At 62.7% G+C, this 284-nt stretch carries 1 protein-coding gene; it reads left to right on the top strand.

The genetic code is table 11. From position 1 onward, the window contains the following. The coding region (locus tag BGK49_RS28175; RefSeq protein ID WP_146628146.1) for a transposase at positions 1-284 on the top strand (284 nt) is incomplete at both ends.

The raw sequence follows: 284 nt of genomic DNA, 5'->3' as shown, positions 1-284 counted from the left end.
CTGGCCGAACAAACCGTCGTCGTTCCCGGCACGAATGCCGCTGCCGTAGTACTGCCACGTCTGGCACTCCAGCTCATCACGCTGCGTAAGCAAAGAGACGAGGTGGCGCTTGAGGTAGAACAGCGAGTTATTGCTCACCCTCTTTACCCGGTCCTGACCAGTATGCCCGGAGTCGGTGTCAGGACCGCAGCCAGACTCCTCACCGAGGTCGCCTGCCGCGCCTTCGCCTCTGCCGCACATCTCGCTGCTTATGCTGGCCTTGCGCCGGTAACTCGGCGATCCGG

The organism is Shigella sp. FC1544 (assembly GCF_001722145.1).
Lineage (GTDB): Bacteria > Pseudomonadota > Gammaproteobacteria > Enterobacterales > Enterobacteriaceae > Escherichia > Escherichia coli.
The sequence above is the reverse complement of the archived record's forward strand: the minus strand, read 5'-3'. Positions and strand labels throughout refer to the sequence as shown.